A 19,100-nucleotide genomic window follows, 5' to 3' on the forward strand; every position below is an offset into this window, starting at 1 on the left:
AGTTGACAGCACGTTAACCCGTCCCCGCCGCCGGGAAGAAAATGGCGACCGGCATTGCGCCCCACCGGCCCGTAATCCCGCGCCTATGTCGCCCCGCCGTTTCCCCACCACCGCAACAGCCACATCAGCGCGGATATGACGGCCCCGATCAGCAGGCCGGTCGTAATCGGGGCGTAGAAGGTGAAACCGGGTCGCTGGATCAGGATGTCACCGGGCAGCCGACCCAGCGGCAGGCGGGACAGAAAGGGCCAGCATATCCCCGCGACCACAAGGACAAGACCGGCTGCGATCAGGATACGGGGCATGAAAAACGGGCCTTCTTTGCGGGTTCCGGTCCCGTAATATGGGCTGCATGGCCGCCAGGGGAAAGAGGGCAGCCCTGTCCACCCCTGCGCGCGGTGGAAATCCCTCCCCAACCGTCGGGTTGGATGCTAGGGTGGTTCCGGCATGACGACCCAGATACTGATCGAACTGATTGCTGTCCTTACGGCAGTGCGGGATGACACCCCGCAGGTCATGACCATTGACCACGGGCGTTCCCTGCCGTCCGGCCCGCTGGAAAACGCGCATCGCTCCCTTCAGGCCGGGGTGCGGGCATGGGTGGAACGCCAGACCGGCCACCCCATCGGCCATGTCGAACAGCTTTATACCTTTGCCGACCATGGCCGCATGCTGACGACGGAACAGGTCAGGACCATCGCCATATCCTACCTTGCGCTGACCCGCAGCCACGCGGGCGAAACCGGCTGGCGGGACTGGTACGACTATTTCCCGTGGGAGAACGCCAAGTCGGATACAGGCCGGACATGCCGCGCCCATATCGAACGCAGGCTGTGCCAGTGGGTGGCGGGCATGGACAATCCGGCTACACGCATCGCGCAATGGCAGCGCTGTGTCAGCCTGTTTGCCATCGGGGACATGGCGGTGTGGGATGATGAGCTGGTGCTGCAACGCTACGAACTGCTGTATGAAGCCGGGCTGGTGCCGGAATCCGGCTGTGCTGCGGCGGATGCGGTGCCGGGCCAGCCCATGCATCATGACCACCGTCGCATCCTGGCCACCGGCATGGCGCGACTGCGGGCGAAGATACGCTACCGCCCGGTCGTGTTCGAACTCATGCCGGAAGAATTTACCCTGCTGCACCTGCAGCGCGTGATGGAAAGCCTGTCCGGCATTCATATCCACAAGCAGAATTTCCGGCGCCTGATCACGCAGCAGCAACTGGTTGAGGAAACCGGCGCCATGGAGGAAAATACCGGCGGCAGGCCCGCCCGCCTGTTCCGTTTCTGTGGCGAGGTACGGCAGGCGCGCCAGTTCACCGGCACCAAGATTCCCCTTGCGGTGCCGTAACGGGTGCGGCGGACCTCACGAAAATCCTGATTGACAAACAGCGTATTTCGCTCTGGAAGTGTCGGGGCGGTCCCTGCTGCGTGACTTATGCTCAATATGAGCATAAAGGGCTTGGCAGGAATGGGAAGGAAAAGGGACATGAACCAGATTGCTATGCGCGACCGGACCGACGGACTATATGACAGGGTGCGTCATCTGATCCCCGAAATGGAATGGGACACCTTTGTAGAGGACATCCGCGCGATCGAAGCCCTCAAGCGCGAGCGCAACGCCGTCATTCTGGCCCATAATTACCAGACGCCTGAAATCTTTCACTGTGTGGCCGACATCCGCGGCGACAGCCTTGCCCTGGCGCGTGAGGCACAGGAAACCGATGCCGATGTGATTGTCATGGCCGGGGTCCATTTCATGGCGGAAACGGCCAAGATGCTCAATCCGGCCAGCACGGTCCTGATCCCGGACATGCAGGCGGGCTGTTCACTGGCGGATTCCATTACCGGGCGCGATGTCCGGCTGCTGCGTGAACGCCATCCCGGCGTGCCGGTCGTCTCCTACGTCAACACTTCGGCGGAAGTGAAGGCCGAAAGTGACATGTGCTGCACGTCGGGCAATGCGAAACGGGTGGTGGAAAGCCTTGGCACCGACCGCGTCATCATGATCCCCGATGAATATCTGGCCCGCAATATCGAAGCCGAAACCGGCATCAAGATGATTACATGGGCCGGTCACTGCGAAGTGCATGAACGCTTCACCCCCGACGAGATCGCCCGCATGCGCGCGGACAATCCCGGTCTGGTCGTGATCGCCCATCCCGAATGCCCGCCCGAAGTGGTGGCGGCATCGGATTTCAGCGGTTCGACCGCCATGATGGACGATTTCGTGCGCGAACGCAGCGGCAGCCGCATCCTGCTGGTGACCGAATGTTCCATGAGCGACAATCTGGCGATAAAATATCCGCAGACCAGTTTCGTGCGCCCGTGCAACATATGCCCGCACATGAAGCGCATCACGCTGGCCAATATCCGCCATGCGCTGGAAACCATGACGCATGAAGTCACGCTGGACCCGGAACTGTCCAGCCGTGGCCGCCGCGCCGTTGAACGCATGCTGGCGGTATGACCGGCCTGCCCCGGCCCGACCGGCTGGCCGGTCAGGTACTGATTGCGGGCGCGGGTCTGGCGGGAATCATGACCGCCCTGACCACCACCCGCCCCTGCGTTGTGCTGTGCGCGGGTACGCCTGTGGACATGGCCAGCCCGCCCTGCGCCAGCATGCTTGCACAGGGCGGGCTGGCGGCCGCGATGGGTGCCGACGATACCGTTGCCCTGCATGCGACGGATACGCTGGCGGCGGGGGCCGGATTATGCGATCCCGAAACCGTCGCGCGCATCACCGCAAACGGACCGGATGCCATCGCCCGTCTGGCCAGTCTTGGCGTGGCATGGGATCGCGCGCCCGACGGGACACTGCAACTGGGGCTGGAAGCCGCCCACTGCCGCCGTCGCATCGTACATGCGGGGGAAGACGCCACCGGGGCCACCATCATGCAGGCCCTGATGACCCGCGTGCGACACACGCCACGCATAACGGTGATTGAACACGCCCGCGCCCTTGATCTGGTGTTGCATGATGGCGCGGTTGCGGGCCTGCATGTATCCATCGCCGGGCGAAACGTAACCCTGCCCGCAGCAGCGGTCGTGCTGGCGACCGGGGGAACGGGTGGCCTGTTCGCTGATACCACCAACCCGGCGGGCGCGACCGGCAGCGGCCTTGCCATCGCCGCCCGCGCGGGTGCGATATTGGGAAACATGGAATTTGTTCAGTTCCATCCCACCGCGCTATCCGCCGGGGCGGACGGGCAGCGGCTATGCCTGATAAGCGAGGCCGTGCGCGGCGAAGGCGCCATCCTGATTGATGAAACCGGGGCACGCTTTACCCACGAACTCGGTACCCGCGACAGTGTCGCCCGGGCGGTGTGGCAACACATGATCGACGGGCATACGGTCTACCTTGATGCCCGCGCGGCGGTGGGCGCTGATTTCCCCCGGCATTTCCCTGCCATCACCGCGCTGTGCCAGCGCCATGGCATTGATCCGGTCACACAGCCCATTCCGGTCCGGCCCGCCGCCCATTATCACATGGGGGGTATTGTTGTGGACGCTCAGGGCCGTACGGGCATTCCCGGCCTGTGGGCGGCGGGCGAAGTCGCCTGCACCGGACTGCACGGCGCCAACCGGCTGGCCAGCAATTCCCTGCTGGAAGCCGTTCTTCTGGGTTCATGGGTGGGGCAGGATCTGGATGGCTGCACGCTCAATGCCCCGTCCCTGACCGGACACGTCACACCCGATGGACGGTTTTCGTCACCACCACCCGCCGAACTGCGCAGGATCATGAGCCGTTACGCAGGCGTGGTCCGCACGGGGGCCGACCTGCGCGAAGGGCTGCGCCGCCTGCTGCCCCACGACCGACAGACGGATGCGGGACTTGCATCCGTCGCCATACTGTACGCGGCACTTATGCGGCAGGAAAGCCGGGGCGGCCATTTCCGCAGCGATCATCCCGATGCTGCCGCCCATGCCACGCCATCGCGGTTCACTTTGGCGGAAATGCAGGCACAACTGCCCGATATCATGGCCGTTGAGGATGCATCCATTCCATCCAGACATGAAAGAGTGCCGACATGATCCATCCCCTGCCCGATATCATGCTTGAACCGCTTGTGCGCGCGGGACTGCTGGAGGATCTGGGCCGCGCGGGCGACCTGACGACCGATGCGGTGATCGCCGATGCCGACACCCATGTCCGCGCCGTGCTGGCCGCGCGACAGGATGGCGTGATCGCGGGGCTGGACATGGCGCGGCTGTCCTTCGCGCTCATGGACCCGCGCATCAAATTTACCCCCCATCTGGCCGATGGCAGCACAGTGACGGCAGGCACGCCACTGGCCACGGTGGAAGGGCCTGCGCGTGGTATCCTGTCGGGGGAGCGGGTGGGGCTTAACTTCCTGTCCCACCTTAGCGGGATCGCCAGCGCCACCGCGCGGTTTGTGGAGCTTGTCCGCCCCTATCGCGCCTGCATCACCTGCACCCGCAAGACCATGCCGGGACTGCGCGCGATCCAGAAATACGCGGTGCGGGCGGGCGGCGGCAACAATCACCGCTTCGGGCTGGATGACGCCATTCTTATCAAGGACAATCATCTCGCATTCGCCGGGGGGGTGCGCGCGGCTGTGGAACGCGCCCGCGCGGCGGCGGGCCATCTGGTCCGGATCGAACTGGAGGTGGACACGCTGGAACAGCTACGCGAAGGGCTGGATGTCGGCGGGGTGGATGTTTTCCTGCTGGACAACATGCCGCCCGACCTGCTGCGCAAGGCGGTGCGCCTGATTGACGGTCGCGCAATCAGCGAGGCATCGGGCGGCATCACGCCGGAAACCGTAACAGCGGTAGCACAGACGGGCGTTGACCTGATCTCCCTCGGCTGGCTGACGCATACAGTGCGTGTCATGGATATCGGGCTGGATTATTCATCCTGAACACCCGCCACCCACCCCAGATGGGGCCCGGTCAAACCTGCAATCGGCGTCCAGCGCGGCATGGGGCAGGACATTCGCGCCAGCCATAATGTCACCACTTCGGCGCTTCGGCGCTTTCGGCCCCGTTATGGCTGACACCGCCCGGACAGGGGCCGAAAATCATCGCCGTGGGCATGACGCACGCATTCCACACAGACCGGGTCAAAATCCACGGCGGGCGAACTGACTGCCCATTGAATCAGGGGTGACGTGACACCCAAGGCCCGTGTATGTGCGCTGAAACCAGCCCCGGATGGCAAAATCCGCATCCGACAGGGCAAGACGCCGTATGCCGCCCCCTAGCTGTACCACCAAAGACGGCAGTTTCCATTAGATCACACCACAGGGCGGTGCCGTCTATCGCCAGATTGGTCTGGCGCATCCTGTCTCCCCCCGTTTTGCCCCGTCCCGGCATTATAGTTCAGTAGCCGCGCATCGGATCGCACAGCAGGGCTGGCCGTTCGTGGCGTTCCATCTGCATGATGACATCGCGGACATAACGGGCCTGCGCTTCATAGGAGGCCTGTGATGCGACATGGGGCGTGATCGTAACCCGTTCATGCCGCCATAATGGATGACCGGGGGGCAGGGGTTCAGGCTCCGTAACATCAAGGACCGCAGCCCCTAACGCCCCTTCATCCAGCGCGCGTAGCAGATCGTCCATAATGACATGGTTGCCCCGCCCCACATTGATGAACCCGGCCCCACGCGGCAGGCGCCGCAACAGGGCATGATTGATGATGCCGCGCGTTGCATGGGTGCTGGGCAACAGATCGACCAGTATGTCCAGATCCGCCAGAAAGTCCGGCAGCGCATCCGTGCCCGTGAAAACCGTAATACCCGGCACATCACGCGCGGTCCGTCGCCACCCCGCCACCGAAAAGCCGACATGATGCAGGTGCCGGGCGACATACGCGCCCAGATGCCCCATGCCCATGATACCGATCCGCGCTTCACGACAGGTCCGCGAAACCGGGTTGTTTTTCCACACGCCGCGCTGTTGCTGCATGGTCCATGTCCGGGCATCGCGCAGCAGGCCGAGTGCCGCCCACAGCACATAATCCGCCATAAGGGCCGCCGTCTGTTCCCCGCCCATGCGGACCAGCGGCACATGCACGGGAAAACCCGGATCGTGCAACAGGTGGTTGACCCCGGCCCCAACGCAGATGATGGCCTTCAGGTGCCCCATGCGGCGCAGGTCGTCCGACGTGGGTTCCCATACCAGCGCGTAATCGGCATGGGCGATGTCCACACCCGGTTCATACCACGAACGGACATCCAGCTCCGGCGCGACGCAACGGAAGGCATCGTACCAGTCCCCCGCTGCCCTGGGACCATCCGCGCTTATGACCAGCCTGACCATGAATTTTCTATCCCGGTTCCCATATACCGGCCATTCTCCCGCATTCCCCTGACGGTGGCCGTATGCCCGCCACTTTAATACATAATGGGGAAGCCCGAACACGGCGGTATCATCATGTCTGCATCAGGCCAGACGGCAACGGATCGGGCCGCAATCCGAACCGGCTGCATCTGATGCGACGTGGCGCTGCCGCCGGGGTGGTTTCCCAGTACTGAAATGCGGGATGAGCAGGCTTTACGCGGAATGCAGCGGCTTGCGACGCAGCGGCATGGTCATGCAGTGGACGCTGCCGCCGCCCTGCGAAAACTGGTCCAGTTCGGGGTCAAGGACCGTCAGGCCCTCGGCCCGCAGCATCTGGTTGATCCGGGTGGAATGGCGGGGGCTGATGATACGCCCGCGTCCCAGCGCCAGGACGTTGCAGCCCATATCGCGCATGGCTTCCTTGTAGGAAACCGGCAGCAGGCGAATGCCCTGCTGGCGGAACCACTCCAGATCCTCATCAGAAAGGACATCCACCGCCGCGATTGCCAGATCATCCGCCACCATGGTGAAAATCACGTCCAGATGGAGGAAATGCTCGGGGAAGCGGATCATCCGGCAGGTCCATCCGGCTTCCTCGAACCAGCTTATGAACTCGGCCGCACCCGCTTCATCCGTGCGGCCACCGCTGACGCCAACCGCCAGCAGGCCGGGGCGGATGAAGTGGATGTCGCCGCCTTCGATATTCCCCCTGGTACAGGTTTTCCATATCTCGTCAGGGTTATAAAAGGCGCGGACCTGCCCTTCCTCGGGCCTGCGTTCACTGCGCGACAGATGGGTTACGACCGTGCCGAACGGCGTCGTCTGTGAACTGTCACGGGTATAGACCTCATAGGGCATGTTTTCTTTGGGCGTCAGGTAATGGCAACTTGCCCCCGCCCCTTCCAGCGCGCCGACCAGTTCGCCAAACTGCGCCTTCAGTGCCGCGCGGTCGATGGTGATACCGTTCGCCATGCTCTGGATCGCGATGTCATTGCTGGGAATCCATGAATAATAGTCAGGCGCGCACAGCAGGACGTCAGCCAGATCCCCGGTTTCACTGTCAATAAACCAGCGGTTCGCTACCATTATCTTGAAATCCTCAGCAATGACCGGATTGATTATCCTCTGGATGCCGGAACGATACCCGATCGTACCGGTCCGCCAAAATATCAATCGTCCGTACTTTACTTTGCCTTTTCATTAATCGGACGGAGCGCCATGGGTTCCCGCTGCCCGTGGCGGTAGACGCTGGGAGCCTGTCCATGACCGCAAGGCGCGGGGGAAGCCCGCGACCTCGGTATACTTTCTTGATGGGCCGTCAGCTTTCGCGGTGCGCCTTTACCAGACCCAAAATCCATAACCGGCATGCACCGCAGGGTCCGTGTGCCCATACCCCCCCGGTGAGAACCGCAAGCATCGGGCGCGGGGCGTGCGTGTTCCGCGTGCATGCCGGTATCTGCATCTGTCGCCGCCCTGCCCTTCCCGAGATCGTTACGAAAGGGGATAATCAGGACAGCCCGTTAACAATTTTTGTCAATGAGATTTCCCAATCACCCCCATACGCTTTATTACTCCTTAAGAACAAGACACCCTGACCGCCCAACCAAGGAAACCCCGCACATGACCGCCCCGCCACCTGCTGCATCGGCCAAGTCCCTTCCGCCGCGCCGCACGGCCCGCAATCACCGCCCCGGTGGCTTTCACGGCCAGATTGCCGAAGTGGACCTGCGGCTGCTGCGCGTGTTCCGCGTGGTGGCCGAACGGGGCGGCTTTGCAGCGGCGGAAATCGCGCTGGGCAAAAGCAAATCCTCCATCAGCATCGATATATCGGCACTGGAAAGCCGGCTGAACCTGAAGCTGTGCCAGCGCGGGCGCAGCGGGTTCGCCCTGACCGCCGAAGGGCGCATGGTGCTGGAAGCGACCGAGCAGCTCCAGGCTGATATCAGCCGTTTCCAGCAGCGCATAAATGATGCAAGCGGCGTGCTGTCCGGGCGGTTCTGCCTGTATGTGCCCGACAATACGCAGGTCCATGGTGAAACGGCGATTGTCCGCGCGATCGAAACCTTCACCACCCGGCACCCGGACGTGTTCATGGATGTACGCTCCGGCTCGACACGGGATGTGGAATTCGCGGTGCTGAACGGGCAGGCCACGGCGGGTATCACGCTTTACCCCCATCACCAGCCGGACATGCAGGATACCACCCTGTTTACCGAGCGCCTGAACCTGTATTGCGGCCAGCGCCATCCCCTGTTCGCCATGGCGGAATCCGACATCACGCTGGAACTGCTGGCGGCGCAAAACATGGTGCAGGTATCGGACGCGGCGCAGTCGCCCCGGTGGAACCAGATCCGTGAACAGATGGTCTTTACCGCCACGGCGGAAAATGTTGATTCGCGCGCCCTGCTGATCCTGACCGGCAATTATATCGGCTTCCTGCCCGAACCCTTCGCCCAGCCGCTGGTGCGCGAAGGACTGCTGCGCCATATCAGCTTTGACGACCTGCACCTGATCACCAGCTTCCATTTCCTTGTCCGTTCCTCGCCCGAAACAGGACTGATGGTGGAAACGTTCCGGACCATTCTTGAAAATGCGTGCTAGGATTCCGCCCACGGGCTTCAGCCCCGCCGGCCACCCCGGCCATGGAGTAGCGTTTTCATGACCTTCCCCCGCCGCCGCGCGTTCGTACGGCAATGCCTGCGCGTTGTGGCCGGTCTCGCCCTGATTGCGGTTCCCATGCTGTCCGCCCGCGCTGCGGACGCGCCGGATTTCGTGCGTGATGGCACGCTGGCCGTATGCACCAACCCGACATTGCCCCCCATGACATTCGTCAACGGGACGGACACCACGGCCATGGCGGGGGTGGATCTGGATCTGGCGCAGGCACTGGCGAATTACTGGAAGGTAAAGCTGGTCACGACGCCGATGGATTTTGTCGGGCTGTTCCCCAGTCTGGCGGCGCAGCGCTGCGGCATGGTGATCAGCGGGCTTATCAAACTTCCGGCGCGGGAGCGGAATTTCGACGCCATAAGCTATCTGGATACCGCACTGGTTGTTGTCGCGCGCGCGGGCACGCCCCCGATCACGTCAATGGCCGACCTGTCGGGCCGGACGGTTGCCGTGCAGTCGGGCACCAGCTATGCGGCCCGCATCGCACGGGAAGACGAGGCCCTGCTTGCCGCCGGGCGTGCGCCCATCACGATCCAGCAGTACCCGACCGAGGACGCGGTCGTCCAGCAGGTACTGATCGGGCGCGTCTTTGCCTTCGCCAGTCAGGATGTGGAGCTTTATTACCGGCAAAAGCAGCTCCACGGTAAAGTCAGCGTCATCCTGCGATCGGATTATCCGGAATACCGGCATTTCGCGGTCTATATCCGCAAGAACGCCCATGACCGCGAGAGCGTGGAAGCCGCCATCGGGACGCTGGACGCCAATGGTACCTTAGCGATCATCCGCAAGAAATGGGGCATCGGCACCAGCAGCACGCAGGCCTTTGCCCAGGCAGGGCATGTGCCCGCCTTTCGCTGGGACACATTTCTCGCGGCGCTGACATCCCCCGCCTTTGCCCGGGGGGCGCTGATTACGCTGGCGGTTGCGGTCCTGTCGCATATCACCGCCATTGTCATCTCCATTCCCATGGCCATGGCGCTGAACGGGCGGGACAGCATCCTCAAGGTCGTGCTGCGGGCCTATGTCTCGATCTTCCGCGGCGCGCCGACGCTGTTGCAGCTTCTGTTCATATGGAACGCGCTACCGCAGTTCTTTCCCATATTCCGGGAGGAATGGTTTACCCCCTTCCTTGCAACATGGCTGTCGCTGTCGGTCAATGAATCCGCCTATCAGGTGGAAATCAACCGCGCTGCCCTTTCCGCCGTGGACAAAGGGCAGGAACAGGCCGCCGACGCGCTGGGCATGAACCGGCGGCAGGTCTATTTTCACGTCATATTCCCGCAGGCCCTGCGCATCGCCCTGCCGCCAACCATCAATGAATTCATCAACCTGCTGAAAACGACATCACTTGCTTCCGTCATCTCGCTACAGGAACTGCTGTCGGTGACACAGATCGAGGTTGCGCGTACGTTTGAATTTACCGAATATTACGCAGCAGCCCTGGTCTATTATCTGGCGATGGTCTTCTTCTTCCTCTTTGTGCAGAAACGGGTTGAACGGCGCTTTACATGGGCTGACCGGCACAGGGCATCCGCCAATGTACCCTGATCCGGATACTGACCCTTCCATCATGATTTCGGTGCGCAACCTGAGCAAGCTTTACAAGGATTTCATTGCGCTCAACCGGCTGAACTTCGATGTGAAGCGGGGGGAGAAAATTGTCATTCTCGGGCCGTCCGGATCGGGAAAATCCACGCTGATCCGCTGCTTCAACCGTATCGAACCCCATTCCAGCGGCAGCCTGACCATAAACGGCCAGATCATCAACGATCATACCAGCCTGCCCCGCTTACGCGGCATGGTGGGGATGGTGTTCCAGAATTATAACCTGTTTCCACATCTCAGCGTTCTGGATAACTGCACGCTGGCCCCCCGTCTGGTGCGCAGGACCAGCCGACACGATGCCGAGGACATGGCCCGGCGTTTCCTTACACAGGTCAACATACTGGAACAGGCCAATAAATACCCGATCCAGCTTTCCGGCGGGCAGCAGCAGCGCGTGGCCATTGCGCGTGCCCTGTGCATGCGGCCCGACGTGATGCTGTTTGATGAACCGACGGCGGCGCTTGACCCGGAAGCCATTTCCGGGGTGGTCAGCATCATCAACGATCTGGCGGCGCAGGGGATTACAACCCTGTGCGTAACCCACGAAATGGGCTTCGCGCGGCATATCGCCGACAGGATCATTTTCATGGATCAGGGCTGCATACTTGAAATCACCCCGCCCGATACGTTTTTCACCAATCCCCGCACGGAACGGGCCCGCGCCTTTCTGGACCAGATGATCCGATGCTGAACATGGCGGCATGACTGGTGGCAAGAGCGGTTCCTGAGCGGGCCGTCTGCCGCATATATGATCCACGGAAACTGGACGCCATACAGTCCGGTATTATACCCTACCGGACGAATATACAGGATTTTCCATGACCCTCTCTCCCCCTACGGAACAGTCCCTGCGTGAAGAACTGGCCGCGGCTTACCGCCTGATTGCCCATTTCGGCATGACGGACCTTGTCTATACGCATCTGTCCGTTCGCCTGCCGGGGGATCGGCATGAATATCTGGTCAATCCCTATGGCTTCCTGTTTGAGGAAATCACGGCAAGTTCGCTCGTCATTGTCGATGCGGATGGCCGCCCGCGACAGCAGACATCCTATCCCATCAATCCCGCGGGTTTTGTCATCCATTCGGCCATTCACCGCAGTCGCCCCGATGCGGCCTGCGTCATGCACACCCATACCGTGCCGGGTATGGTCGTGGCGGCACAGGACCATGGTATCCTGCCCCTGAACCAGATCAATATCGAGTTTTATGGCAGTGTCGGCTTCCATGCCTATGAAGGGATCGCGGCAGATGACAATCTGAGCGAACGTGAACGGCTGGTCCGCGATCTGGGCAACAGAAATGCCCTGATCCTGCAAAACCATGGCCTGCTTACGGTTGGCAGCACCATCGCACAGGCATTTTACCGTATGTACTATCTGGAACAGGCATGCCGTATCCAGATCGCGGCGCAGGCCACGGGTGTACCGCTCAATATGCCGTCGGAAGAAAAAATCATGCGGACGAAGGCCCAGTTCGATGAAGATCCCGATCAGGGCCAACTGATCTGGCAGGCGCTGCGCCGCAAGCTTGACCGGGAGCAGCCTGATTACAAAAACTGACGACTGACGCAAGGCGCCACCCCACACAGCCTGCGGAAGCATTCATGCAGGCTGTCCGGGGCACGGTCGGATGAACCGACAGTATTTTTCAAATAATGCCCGCATGTTTACTTCTGATATTTTTTTCAGAACGCGTTGCCCTGTCTGAGCACCTGCTCCAGCCCTGAAACGGGGAATTACCCGTTCCGCGCCTGCGAACATCTTCAATAGCCGCGTTGATCCTTCAGCATCCTTTTCCAGAAGACCCCTTACCCATGCCCTTGACTGTCCAGTTCCCCAACCTGCTTCTGTGGGGTTTTCACATATCGCTCGTGTGATAGTTGATGAAATAGTTCAGTTCAGGCGTAGTGCTACCATGCCTTACGGAAAGACGGGCGGCGCACTGAATGAGGTTGTTGGGCGTCATGCAGTTTCCGACCACGACCTTCGCATCCGGTATGCGGGGACTCCATACTCTGGAGATACGATATTTCTGGCTGTCGGGAGCGGTTTCCTGCATCGTTATGTCAACGGGACCGTTCGTGGTGTCAAACCGGATTGTCACGGAGCCATCAGGTTCGGGACGCCGCGCAGCAGACTCACACCGTATCCAGGTACCATCACTAACCACCCGGTCATGCAGTTGAACCGCCATATAACCGTAAGGATGCGCGACTTCCTCAACCGCCTGAACCGGCCCCCTGCTCATATGTGAGGTTGGCAGGCAGTAACCTTCGATCGGATCGTTAAACGGCCGGGTCGAAGCATGGTCGTCACCATTGGGGTCCTGCTCCTCGTGCTCGGCTTCTTCCTGCGCGTCGTGGACCAACTGAGCAGTCTGCGCCCCGGCTGCCACAATCAGCTTATGATCAGGCGCGACAATGCAGTCGATAGCAAATAAACCCGTCAGTGCAACCGCACCCCTGAAAACAACCTTTCTGAACCCCGACATATCAATACTCTTCTATTTCGGTATTAAAGTTTAATATTTCTGTATGCCAAACCAATACTCAATATACCGGCCTCCAGAACAAATAAAAAACACGGCAACCAATCCGGGCACCTTTAGTCCACAATGTCTAAAATGGCAATGAAGAAATCACATGATAATCATCGGACAATTATATTTGATTTTCTAATAAATCAGATGCGTCTGGAACGATCTGCCCGGTAGACATACGGGCGTTACCAGCATGCAACCGATAATCATCCACTATGGACGCGGCACTATATCGCAACCGCATTGGAATTTGGTGGCCCGCCCTCCCTGTCTAGTTTGAGAAACAGGAAAATATTCATAATAAGCCCGGATATCGGCATGGATGCCTGCGGCTCTCATTCTTTCTGCGGTGGTTTCATCGTAAATTTGATGCCGCTGTCCTGTGCCGGGCGGCATGTCATGATCCCGACACCACCATGGAAAAGACCATGCCAATGCTTTAAAAGGCACCGGAAGCGCCTGCGCGCGGGATGACCAGAGTTGAGGCCAGCGGATATTGAATTACAGACATAGCTATCATGCGGGCAATTTTGCCGATGTCATGAAACATGCCCTGGTAACGGCATTAATTGAAAACCTCTGCCGTAAGCCCTCACCTTTTTCGGTTCTGGACACCCATGCTGGCATCGGGCTGTACGATCTGTCTGGCCCCCAGGCCCAGTCAACGGGAGAATGGCGCGAGGGGATCGGCAGACTGCTTCAGGTTCCTGAACAGGCGCCCGACATGGCCGCCGTGCAAAACTGGCTGGACATTGTGCGGACCGTCATCCGTGAACATGAAGGGCAGATTTTCTATCCTGGTTCGCCTGACCTCGTCGCGCGCCTGCTGCGCCCCGGCGACAGCCTGACCTGCTGCGAACTTCATCCCGAGGATCAACTGAGCCTGAAGCGTCTGTTCCGCCGCAATCGCGGCGTATCTGTTCACGCACGCGATGGCTACGAGGCGATTACAGCACTCCTCCCCCCAAAAGATGCCCGGCGGGGACTGGTGCTGATCGACCCTCCCTTTGAACGGAAAGACGAATTTTCCCGACTGGCCAATGCCATCATGACGGCACGCCGCCGCTTTGCCACCGGCATTGTCGCTGCATGGTATCCCATCAAGCATCGTGCGCCTGTGCGCGCCTTCTTCAATACGCTGAAGGATGCGGGGCAGCGCAATCTGCTGTCTGTGGAACTTACGATACGCCCGCCCCTTGACCCGACACGACTGAATGGCAGCGGCATGCTGATTGCAAATCCGCCCTTCCAGTTTGACGAAACCGCCCGGAATATCCTGACGCCCTTATGTAAGCATATCGGCATGGGGGAGACGGAAGCCGTTATCGACTGGGTAGTACCCCAGTAATACTTTCAATCATTTACCATTGCGCAGTATCCCCTGCCTGACATGGCATGCAGGCAGGGGCCGTTTTTTTAAACGCCAACCATCACGTCGGACGCCTTGATAAGGGCGGTGGCGTTTTCACCCACCGACAGTTTCAGATCATCCACGGCTTCGTTGGTGATGGACGCGGTGATGATGTTGCCGCCACCGATATCAATGCTTACATGCGAAGTTGTGGCGCCTTTTATGATTTCAACGATCTTGCCGGCAATCTGGTTACGTGCACTGATTTTCATTTTATTCCCACTCCTGCAATATCCACAGACTATACATGCGGATATTATTGATATGGCTTTCAGACAGCCATACAGTCAGATTATCAATATAATGACTTCAAGGCAAAATCATACCAACCATGGAGCCTGACCTGTACGCCAGAAATCGACCGGATCAGACTTTATCATCATGATCCGCCGGTTCCGGTCGTATTTACAAGAAGCGGTTCCATTACCGCGCGCAGGCCATGGGACAGAACCGCAAACCATCAATACAGACACGCCCTGCACGGCAAACTGACATGCCCTTTTTATCCGCCTGATAATGCTGGTCTCTTGCTTTCATGGCATGGGCCATGCAGTGTTTATCCGGGCAGGCGATCGCCAGATGGGACAGAGCAGAGGACTGATGCAAAAAATCTCGTTGGCAGCGGGCGGGCTGGTTATGGCCTTGATACCCGTTATGACAGGGAACGTTCCGGCCATGGCGTCCACACCTACGCTCCTTACGGGAGAAGACATGCCAGCTACCCGCACGAAGGCAGTGGTCGCAGCCGCCCAGTCCTTTCTTGCAACCTTTGACGCGGCCGGTCGGGCAAAGGTGCAGTTCCCCTTCAAAATACAGGAATCAGGCAGTCTGGCCCGCTTCCGCCGCAGCGCACCGGGGCAGCCTGTCCAGCCCGTAACAGATGCACAGGCGAGCGCCCCCACCGCTCGCGGGCCTGGTATGGGGCCGCCGGGGGGGCTTTATCGGGGAACGCTACGGTGACGCGGTATGGTCCAATTTTCCAGTCAGCGACGTGCTACGCCCCGGTCTGCAGATGGGGCAGTTAAATCCGATCCAGCACGCGGCGGCCCTGCACCTGCTACAGACAGTGCTGAGCCCGCGGGGATACCAGAAAGTGCTGGATATCATGGGGGCGGATCAGGCGCTGTCGGATGAAGGAACGCCTTTCGCTTCTGGCCGGTCGGTCTATACCATCGCGATTTTTGGCGAACCGGACGCGGCAAAGCCATGGATGGTGCAGTTCGGTGGCCATCATCTGGGACTCAATATCGTGATCGACGGGGTTCACGGCGTCATGACGCCCACCCTGACCGGCGCGCAGCCAGCGGTCTACCGGGCAGATGGGAAAACCGTGCGCGTTCTGGCCGGGGAAAACGACCGCGCCTTCGCCCTGCTGGATGCGCTGGATGCCACGCAGCGCCAGCAGGCCATCCTGCCCTACAAGGTGGAAGACCTTGTTCAGGGGCCGAGGCATGATGGCGAGACAATCATTCCCGAAGGGATAAAAGGGTCTGCCCTGACTGCCACCCAGAAAGACCTGCTGATGGGTATAATCGGGGAATGGGCGGGAATCATAAACGATGCCTATGCCGCCCCCCGGCTAAAAGAAATCAGGGAGGATCTGGACAGCACATGGTTCGCGTGGAGTGGTCCCACCACCCATGCGCCGGGGCGTAACGGATCGTCCTATTACCGGATACAGGGGCCGCGGCTACTTATCGAATTCTCGCCGCAGGGTGTGGGCGATGATCCCACCATGCATGTGCATACGGTCTATCGTGACCCAACCAACAGCTATGGCAGCCGGTACACCCGGCCATGAGACACGGCCGGTCGCTGCTGGTGGCGGCCATCGGGTTCATGGCCGCCATTGGACCCGCCCGCGCGCACAGGCTGGATGAATATATGCAGGCCACAGTCATTGACGTGGCATGCAGGCACATCACCGTCACCGTGCGCCTGACACCGGGGGTTGATGTGGCATCTGGTGTCATCCGCCAGATTGACAGCAACGCGGATGGCATCCTGTCCGCGCAGGAGCAGAAGCGCTATACGGACCGGGTCAGACAGGGCCTGCAACTGGACCTGAACGGCCATCCCCTTTCCCTGACCGTAGCGGAAACCCTGTTTCCCCCTGTCACGACCATGCAGACGGGAAACGGCACGATCATCCTGCGTCTTGATGCAAATGTGGAACTTATACCGGGTTCGTATCGACTGGTTTATGCGAATCATGGTGTCGGGACCGATACGGTATATCTGGTCAATGGCCTGCTGCCCCATGATCCGGCCATTCATATCCAGCAGCAGCGGCGCTCCCCCGATCAGGCATCTTACGGTCTGGATTTCAGCGTCAGCCGATAACAACACGGTAACAATGTTGCCGAAAAGGAACAAATCCAGAAATAGGATAATAATCCTGACGCTGTTAGAATATACCTTCGTTAGCCATGGGCATCAGGGATGATACATAGACAAAATCGGTATTCGCAAGATAAATTTCCAGAACATTTTCCTATTTATAACAAATAGAACCATTTTTGTATTGTTTTAATATTTATAGTAAACAATTTCTGTAACACGCTGTTCAGAAATATATTTACAAAATACGAACATTAACCTTGCGTTCATAATTTTACTGCGTTACCCGATACTCTCATTAATGTGTTCGCCGAAGATGATCAGAAACGGCCCCAGCACGATCTGATCGCAACGGATACCGGCAAGTGACCCATCATGACCGCCTTATGGTGACGGTGATGATGGGTTGCGATCCTGCCCCGAGCATTCGAAACCTTTTTCGGAGTGTCTCATGCCACACCCGCACCGCACGACCGCGGCAGACAGAACCCAGGCCGATATCCGTGCCGTCAGCGAACGGCTGGATTTCATGCAGCTTTCCCCGCAGGACTGCATGGCGATCCGCTCGCTCAAGGACATGCTGCAGCGCGAACTGCCTGTCGCACTGGACCAGTTCTACGCGCAGGTGCGCAAGACACCGGAAATGATGAGATTTTTCTCATCCGAAAAGGATATTGATACCGCAAAAAGCGCGCAGGCCGTGCATTGGGACAATATATCCAACGGCGACTTCAGTCAGGATTATGCCCGCAGGGCACAGACGGTTGGCACCGTGCATGCGCGTATCGGACTTGAACCCCGGTGGTATATGGGCGGTTACGCCATCATCCTTGACCACCTGATCAAGGCCGCCGTCAGGGAAGTATTTCCCAAACGCCGCCTGTTCGCCAATGCCACCATGAGTAGTGAAGAATTCGGCCACACGCTGGGCAGTCTGGTAAAGGCTGTGGTTCTGGACATGGACCTCGCCCTTTCCGTCTATATGGACGAGGCGGAAAAAGCCAAGCTTGCCGGTCAGGCGGCGGCCATCGCCGCTGAACAGGGTCTGGTATGTGAAAGCTTTGGCAAGGCCATGGCGGAAGTCGCGGACAGGAACCTGACCAGCGAGATCAATACAGCCCTGCCGGAAGCGTACCATCCGCTACGCGCCGATTTCAATAATGCGATGGGTACCCTGCGCCAGTCGCTGCAATCCGTGGCCCAGGTTACAGCGTCGATTGACGTTGCCATCCGGGAAATCAGTTGCGCCACCGATGACCTGTCGCGCCGTACTCTCCAGCAGGCGGCATCGGTTGAAAAATCGGCTGCAGCCCTTGACCAGATCACCGCCACCGTCCGTTCCACCGCGCAGCGTGCCGAGGAAGTGGGCATGCTGGTGGACCGTTCAAAGACAGGTATAGAGCAATCGGAAACCATTGTTCATCAAGCCATCGCCAGCATGGGGGCAATCGAGCAGTCGTCCGGTTCCATTGGCAGCATTACCGATGTCATGGACGAAGTGGCTTTCCAGACCAATATTCTGGCGCTGAATGCAGGCGTGGAAGCAGCCCGTGCGGGCGATGCGGGCAAGGGGTTTGCGGTTATCGCCGCTGAAGTCCGCGTTCTGGCCCAGCGTTCCGCCGATGCGGCGCGGGAAATCAAGGCGCTGATTGCAAAATCCCGGGAGGAGGTCAGATCCGGTGTGGCGCTGGTCGGGGAAACCGGCAAGGCGCTCAAGACAATTATCACCGACGTTGCCGAGATCAACAGGCATATATCCGTCATTGTAGAAGCATCCACCGAGCAGGCCGCCGCATTGCAGGATGTGAACGCCGCTGTCAGCACCATAGACCATAACACGCAGCAGAATGCAGCCATGGTGGAACAGACCTCGGCCGCAGGCCGCAGCCTTGCCACCGAGGCTGAACAACTCAATACGCTTATTGAGTCCTTCACCCTTCAGGCCAATCCAGAAGCATGGGTAGGAAAGGACACGCCACATCCCATACCCACGCAACCGGTTGCCGCACTGGATACTGTTCCATCCGGTGCGTACAGGCTTGAGACTGCTCAATAGAACCGGGTTGTGTCGTCCATTCAACGCATGGCGGTAATGGTGCTGTAGGCCCGCCCGACCTGTAGTCTTTAGATGTTTAGTCCCAGGATTTGATGGTGCGGATTTTGCATGAACCGTGATGGTTCTTTTTCCCATTGCTGGCAAATAAATTCATATGGAGTGAGGCCGCGCA

The 19,100-nt window shown here is 59.6% G+C and carries 16 protein-coding genes and 3 pseudogenes; 12 read left to right on the forward strand and 7 right to left on the reverse strand.

Annotation, left to right across the window (positions count from 1 at the left end; all coding sequences use genetic code 11):
• Positions 1-83 precede the first annotated feature (83 nt).
• On the reverse strand, positions 84-305 hold the full coding sequence (locus CFR79_RS07060) for a DUF2905 domain-containing protein (RefSeq protein WP_110547387.1): 222 nt from the start codon (positions 303-305) through the stop codon (positions 84-86).
• 142 nt (positions 306-447) lie between these two features.
• On the opposite strand from CFR79_RS07060, the gene CFR79_RS07065 reads away from it, so the two are divergent.
• The 4 genes from CFR79_RS07065 (at position 448) to nadC (ending at position 4,885) form a co-directional block, all read left to right on the forward strand.
• Positions 448-1,350, forward strand: coding sequence for an NUDIX hydrolase (locus tag CFR79_RS07065; RefSeq protein ID WP_181417384.1), 903 nt, complete (start codon positions 448-450; stop codon positions 1,348-1,350).
• 138 nt (positions 1,351-1,488) lie between these two features.
• The gene (nadA, locus tag CFR79_RS07070; RefSeq protein ID WP_110547388.1) at positions 1,489-2,469 is read left to right on the forward strand and encodes a quinolinate synthase NadA; all 981 of its coding nucleotides are present in this window, start codon (positions 1,489-1,491) and stop codon (positions 2,467-2,469) included.
• Positions 2,466-4,034 (forward strand): L-aspartate oxidase, encoded by a 1,569-nt coding sequence (locus CFR79_RS07075; protein ID WP_110547389.1) that lies wholly within the window; start codon positions 2,466-2,468, stop codon positions 4,032-4,034. The genes nadA and CFR79_RS07075 overlap by 4 nt, the downstream gene beginning before the upstream one ends.
• Positions 4,031-4,885: a carboxylating nicotinate-nucleotide diphosphorylase gene (gene nadC / locus CFR79_RS07080; protein ID WP_110547390.1), complete on the forward strand. Its 855-nt coding sequence runs from the start codon at positions 4,031-4,033 to the stop codon at positions 4,883-4,885. Before CFR79_RS07075 ends, nadC begins: the two co-directional genes overlap by 4 nt.
• A gap of 210 nt (positions 4,886-5,095) precedes the next feature.
• On the opposite strand, the pseudogene CFR79_RS16390 reads toward nadC, so the two are convergent.
• The 3 genes and pseudogenes from CFR79_RS16390 to CFR79_RS07090 form a co-directional block, all read right to left on the reverse strand.
• A pseudogene (locus tag CFR79_RS16390) lies at positions 5,096-5,306 on the reverse strand (Zn-dependent hydrolase); the annotation flags it as partial.
• A 39-nt stretch (positions 5,307-5,345) separates the two neighbouring features.
• Complete coding sequence (locus CFR79_RS07085) at positions 5,346-6,287, reverse strand: 2-hydroxyacid dehydrogenase (RefSeq protein ID WP_110547391.1); 942 nt, start codon at positions 6,285-6,287, stop codon at positions 5,346-5,348.
• Between the two features lie 234 nt (positions 6,288-6,521).
• A complete protein-coding gene (locus CFR79_RS07090; protein ID WP_110547409.1) occupies positions 6,522-7,394 on the reverse strand; it encodes a dimethylarginine dimethylaminohydrolase family protein in 873 nt (290 codons plus the stop codon).
• Positions 7,395-7,928: 534 nt separating this feature from the next.
• On the opposite strand from CFR79_RS07090, the gene CFR79_RS07095 reads away from it, so the two are divergent.
• The 4 genes from CFR79_RS07095 to CFR79_RS07110 all read left to right on the forward strand — a co-directional run bounded on the left by CFR79_RS07095 (position 7,929) and on the right by CFR79_RS07110 (position 12,142).
• The gene (locus CFR79_RS07095; RefSeq protein ID WP_110547392.1) at positions 7,929-8,909 is read left to right on the forward strand and encodes a LysR family transcriptional regulator; all 981 of its coding nucleotides are present in this window, start codon (positions 7,929-7,931) and stop codon (positions 8,907-8,909) included.
• A 57-nt stretch (positions 8,910-8,966) separates the two neighbouring features.
• Positions 8,967-10,526 carry an ABC transporter substrate-binding protein/permease gene (locus tag CFR79_RS07100; protein ID WP_110547393.1) on the forward strand — a complete coding sequence of 520 codons (1,560 nt, stop codon included), beginning with the start codon at positions 8,967-8,969 and terminating at the stop codon, positions 10,524-10,526.
• Between the two features lie 22 nt (positions 10,527-10,548).
• Positions 10,549-11,274, forward strand: coding sequence for an amino acid ABC transporter ATP-binding protein (locus CFR79_RS07105; protein WP_174234177.1), 726 nt, complete (start codon positions 10,549-10,551; stop codon positions 11,272-11,274).
• Positions 11,275-11,401: 127 nt separating this feature from the next.
• On the forward strand, positions 11,402-12,142 hold the full coding sequence (locus CFR79_RS07110; RefSeq protein ID WP_110547395.1) for a class II aldolase/adducin family protein: 741 nt from the start codon (positions 11,402-11,404) through the stop codon (positions 12,140-12,142).
• A gap of 298 nt (positions 12,143-12,440) precedes the next feature.
• On the opposite strand, the gene CFR79_RS07115 is transcribed toward CFR79_RS07110, so the two are convergent.
• A complete protein-coding gene (locus CFR79_RS07115) occupies positions 12,441-13,073 on the reverse strand; it encodes a hypothetical protein (protein ID WP_110547396.1) in 633 nt (210 codons plus the stop codon).
• Positions 13,074-13,617: 544 nt separating this feature from the next.
• Here CFR79_RS07115 and CFR79_RS07120 point away from each other — a divergent pair.
• A complete protein-coding gene (locus CFR79_RS07120; protein WP_162900543.1) occupies positions 13,618-14,469 on the forward strand; it encodes a 23S rRNA (adenine(2030)-N(6))-methyltransferase RlmJ in 852 nt (283 codons plus the stop codon).
• Between the two features lie 68 nt (positions 14,470-14,537).
• On the opposite strand, the gene CFR79_RS07125 is transcribed toward CFR79_RS07120, so the two are convergent.
• Positions 14,538-14,744, reverse strand: coding sequence for a TOBE domain-containing protein (locus CFR79_RS07125; protein ID WP_110547397.1), 207 nt, complete (start codon positions 14,742-14,744; stop codon positions 14,538-14,540).
• 388 nt (positions 14,745-15,132) lie between these two features.
• On the opposite strand from CFR79_RS07125, the pseudogene CFR79_RS07130 reads away from it, so the two are divergent.
• The 3 genes and pseudogenes from CFR79_RS07130 to CFR79_RS07140 all read left to right on the forward strand — a co-directional run bounded on the left by CFR79_RS07130 (position 15,133) and on the right by CFR79_RS07140 (position 18,928).
• Positions 15,133-16,333: pseudogene (locus CFR79_RS07130) on the forward strand (DUF3500 domain-containing protein).
• Positions 16,330-16,875: a hypothetical protein gene (locus tag CFR79_RS07135; protein WP_110547398.1), complete on the forward strand. Its 546-nt coding sequence runs from the start codon at positions 16,330-16,332 to the stop codon at positions 16,873-16,875. Before CFR79_RS07130 ends, CFR79_RS07135 begins: the two are co-directional and overlap by 4 nt.
• A gap of 448 nt (positions 16,876-17,323) precedes the next feature.
• Complete coding sequence (locus tag CFR79_RS07140; RefSeq protein ID WP_110547399.1) at positions 17,324-18,928, forward strand: globin-coupled sensor protein; 1,605 nt, start codon at positions 17,324-17,326, stop codon at positions 18,926-18,928.
• 68 nt (positions 18,929-18,996) lie between these two features.
• Here CFR79_RS07140 and CFR79_RS07145 read toward each other — a convergent pair.
• Positions 18,997-19,100, reverse strand: a pseudogene (locus CFR79_RS07145) (IS481 family transposase); the annotation flags it as partial.

This window comes from Komagataeibacter saccharivorans, from assembly GCF_003207825.1.
GTDB lineage: Bacteria > Pseudomonadota > Alphaproteobacteria > Acetobacterales > Acetobacteraceae > Komagataeibacter > Komagataeibacter saccharivorans.

Coding starts and splice junctions, on each gene's coding strand:
- CFR79_RS07060 (WP_110547387.1), bottom strand. CDS start 305: ATGCCCCGTATCCTGATCGCAGCCGGTCTTGTCCTTGTGGTCGCGGGG.
- CFR79_RS07065 (WP_181417384.1), top strand. CDS start 448: ATGACGACCCAGATACTGATCGAACTGATTGCTGTCCTTACGGCAGTG.
- nadA (WP_110547388.1), top strand. CDS start 1,489: ATGAACCAGATTGCTATGCGCGACCGGACCGACGGACTATATGACAGG.
- CFR79_RS07075 (WP_110547389.1), top strand. CDS start 2,466: ATGACCGGCCTGCCCCGGCCCGACCGGCTGGCCGGTCAGGTACTGATT.
- nadC (WP_110547390.1), top strand. CDS start 4,031: ATGATCCATCCCCTGCCCGATATCATGCTTGAACCGCTTGTGCGCGCG.
- CFR79_RS07085 (WP_110547391.1), bottom strand. CDS start 6,287: ATGGTCAGGCTGGTCATAAGCGCGGATGGTCCCAGGGCAGCGGGGGAC.
- CFR79_RS07090 (WP_110547409.1), bottom strand. CDS start 7,394: ATGGTAGCGAACCGCTGGTTTATTGACAGTGAAACCGGGGATCTGGCT.
- CFR79_RS07095 (WP_110547392.1), top strand. CDS start 7,929: ATGACCGCCCCGCCACCTGCTGCATCGGCCAAGTCCCTTCCGCCGCGC.
- CFR79_RS07100 (WP_110547393.1), top strand. CDS start 8,967: ATGACCTTCCCCCGCCGCCGCGCGTTCGTACGGCAATGCCTGCGCGTT.
- CFR79_RS07105 (WP_174234177.1), top strand. CDS start 10,549: ATGATTTCGGTGCGCAACCTGAGCAAGCTTTACAAGGATTTCATTGCG.
- CFR79_RS07110 (WP_110547395.1), top strand. CDS start 11,402: ATGACCCTCTCTCCCCCTACGGAACAGTCCCTGCGTGAAGAACTGGCC.
- CFR79_RS07115 (WP_110547396.1), bottom strand. CDS start 13,073: ATGTCGGGGTTCAGAAAGGTTGTTTTCAGGGGTGCGGTTGCACTGACG.
- CFR79_RS07125 (WP_110547397.1), bottom strand. CDS start 14,744: ATGAAAATCAGTGCACGTAACCAGATTGCCGGCAAGATCGTTGAAATC.
- CFR79_RS07135 (WP_110547398.1), top strand. CDS start 16,330: ATGAGACACGGCCGGTCGCTGCTGGTGGCGGCCATCGGGTTCATGGCC.
- CFR79_RS07140 (WP_110547399.1), top strand. CDS start 17,324: ATGCCACACCCGCACCGCACGACCGCGGCAGACAGAACCCAGGCCGAT.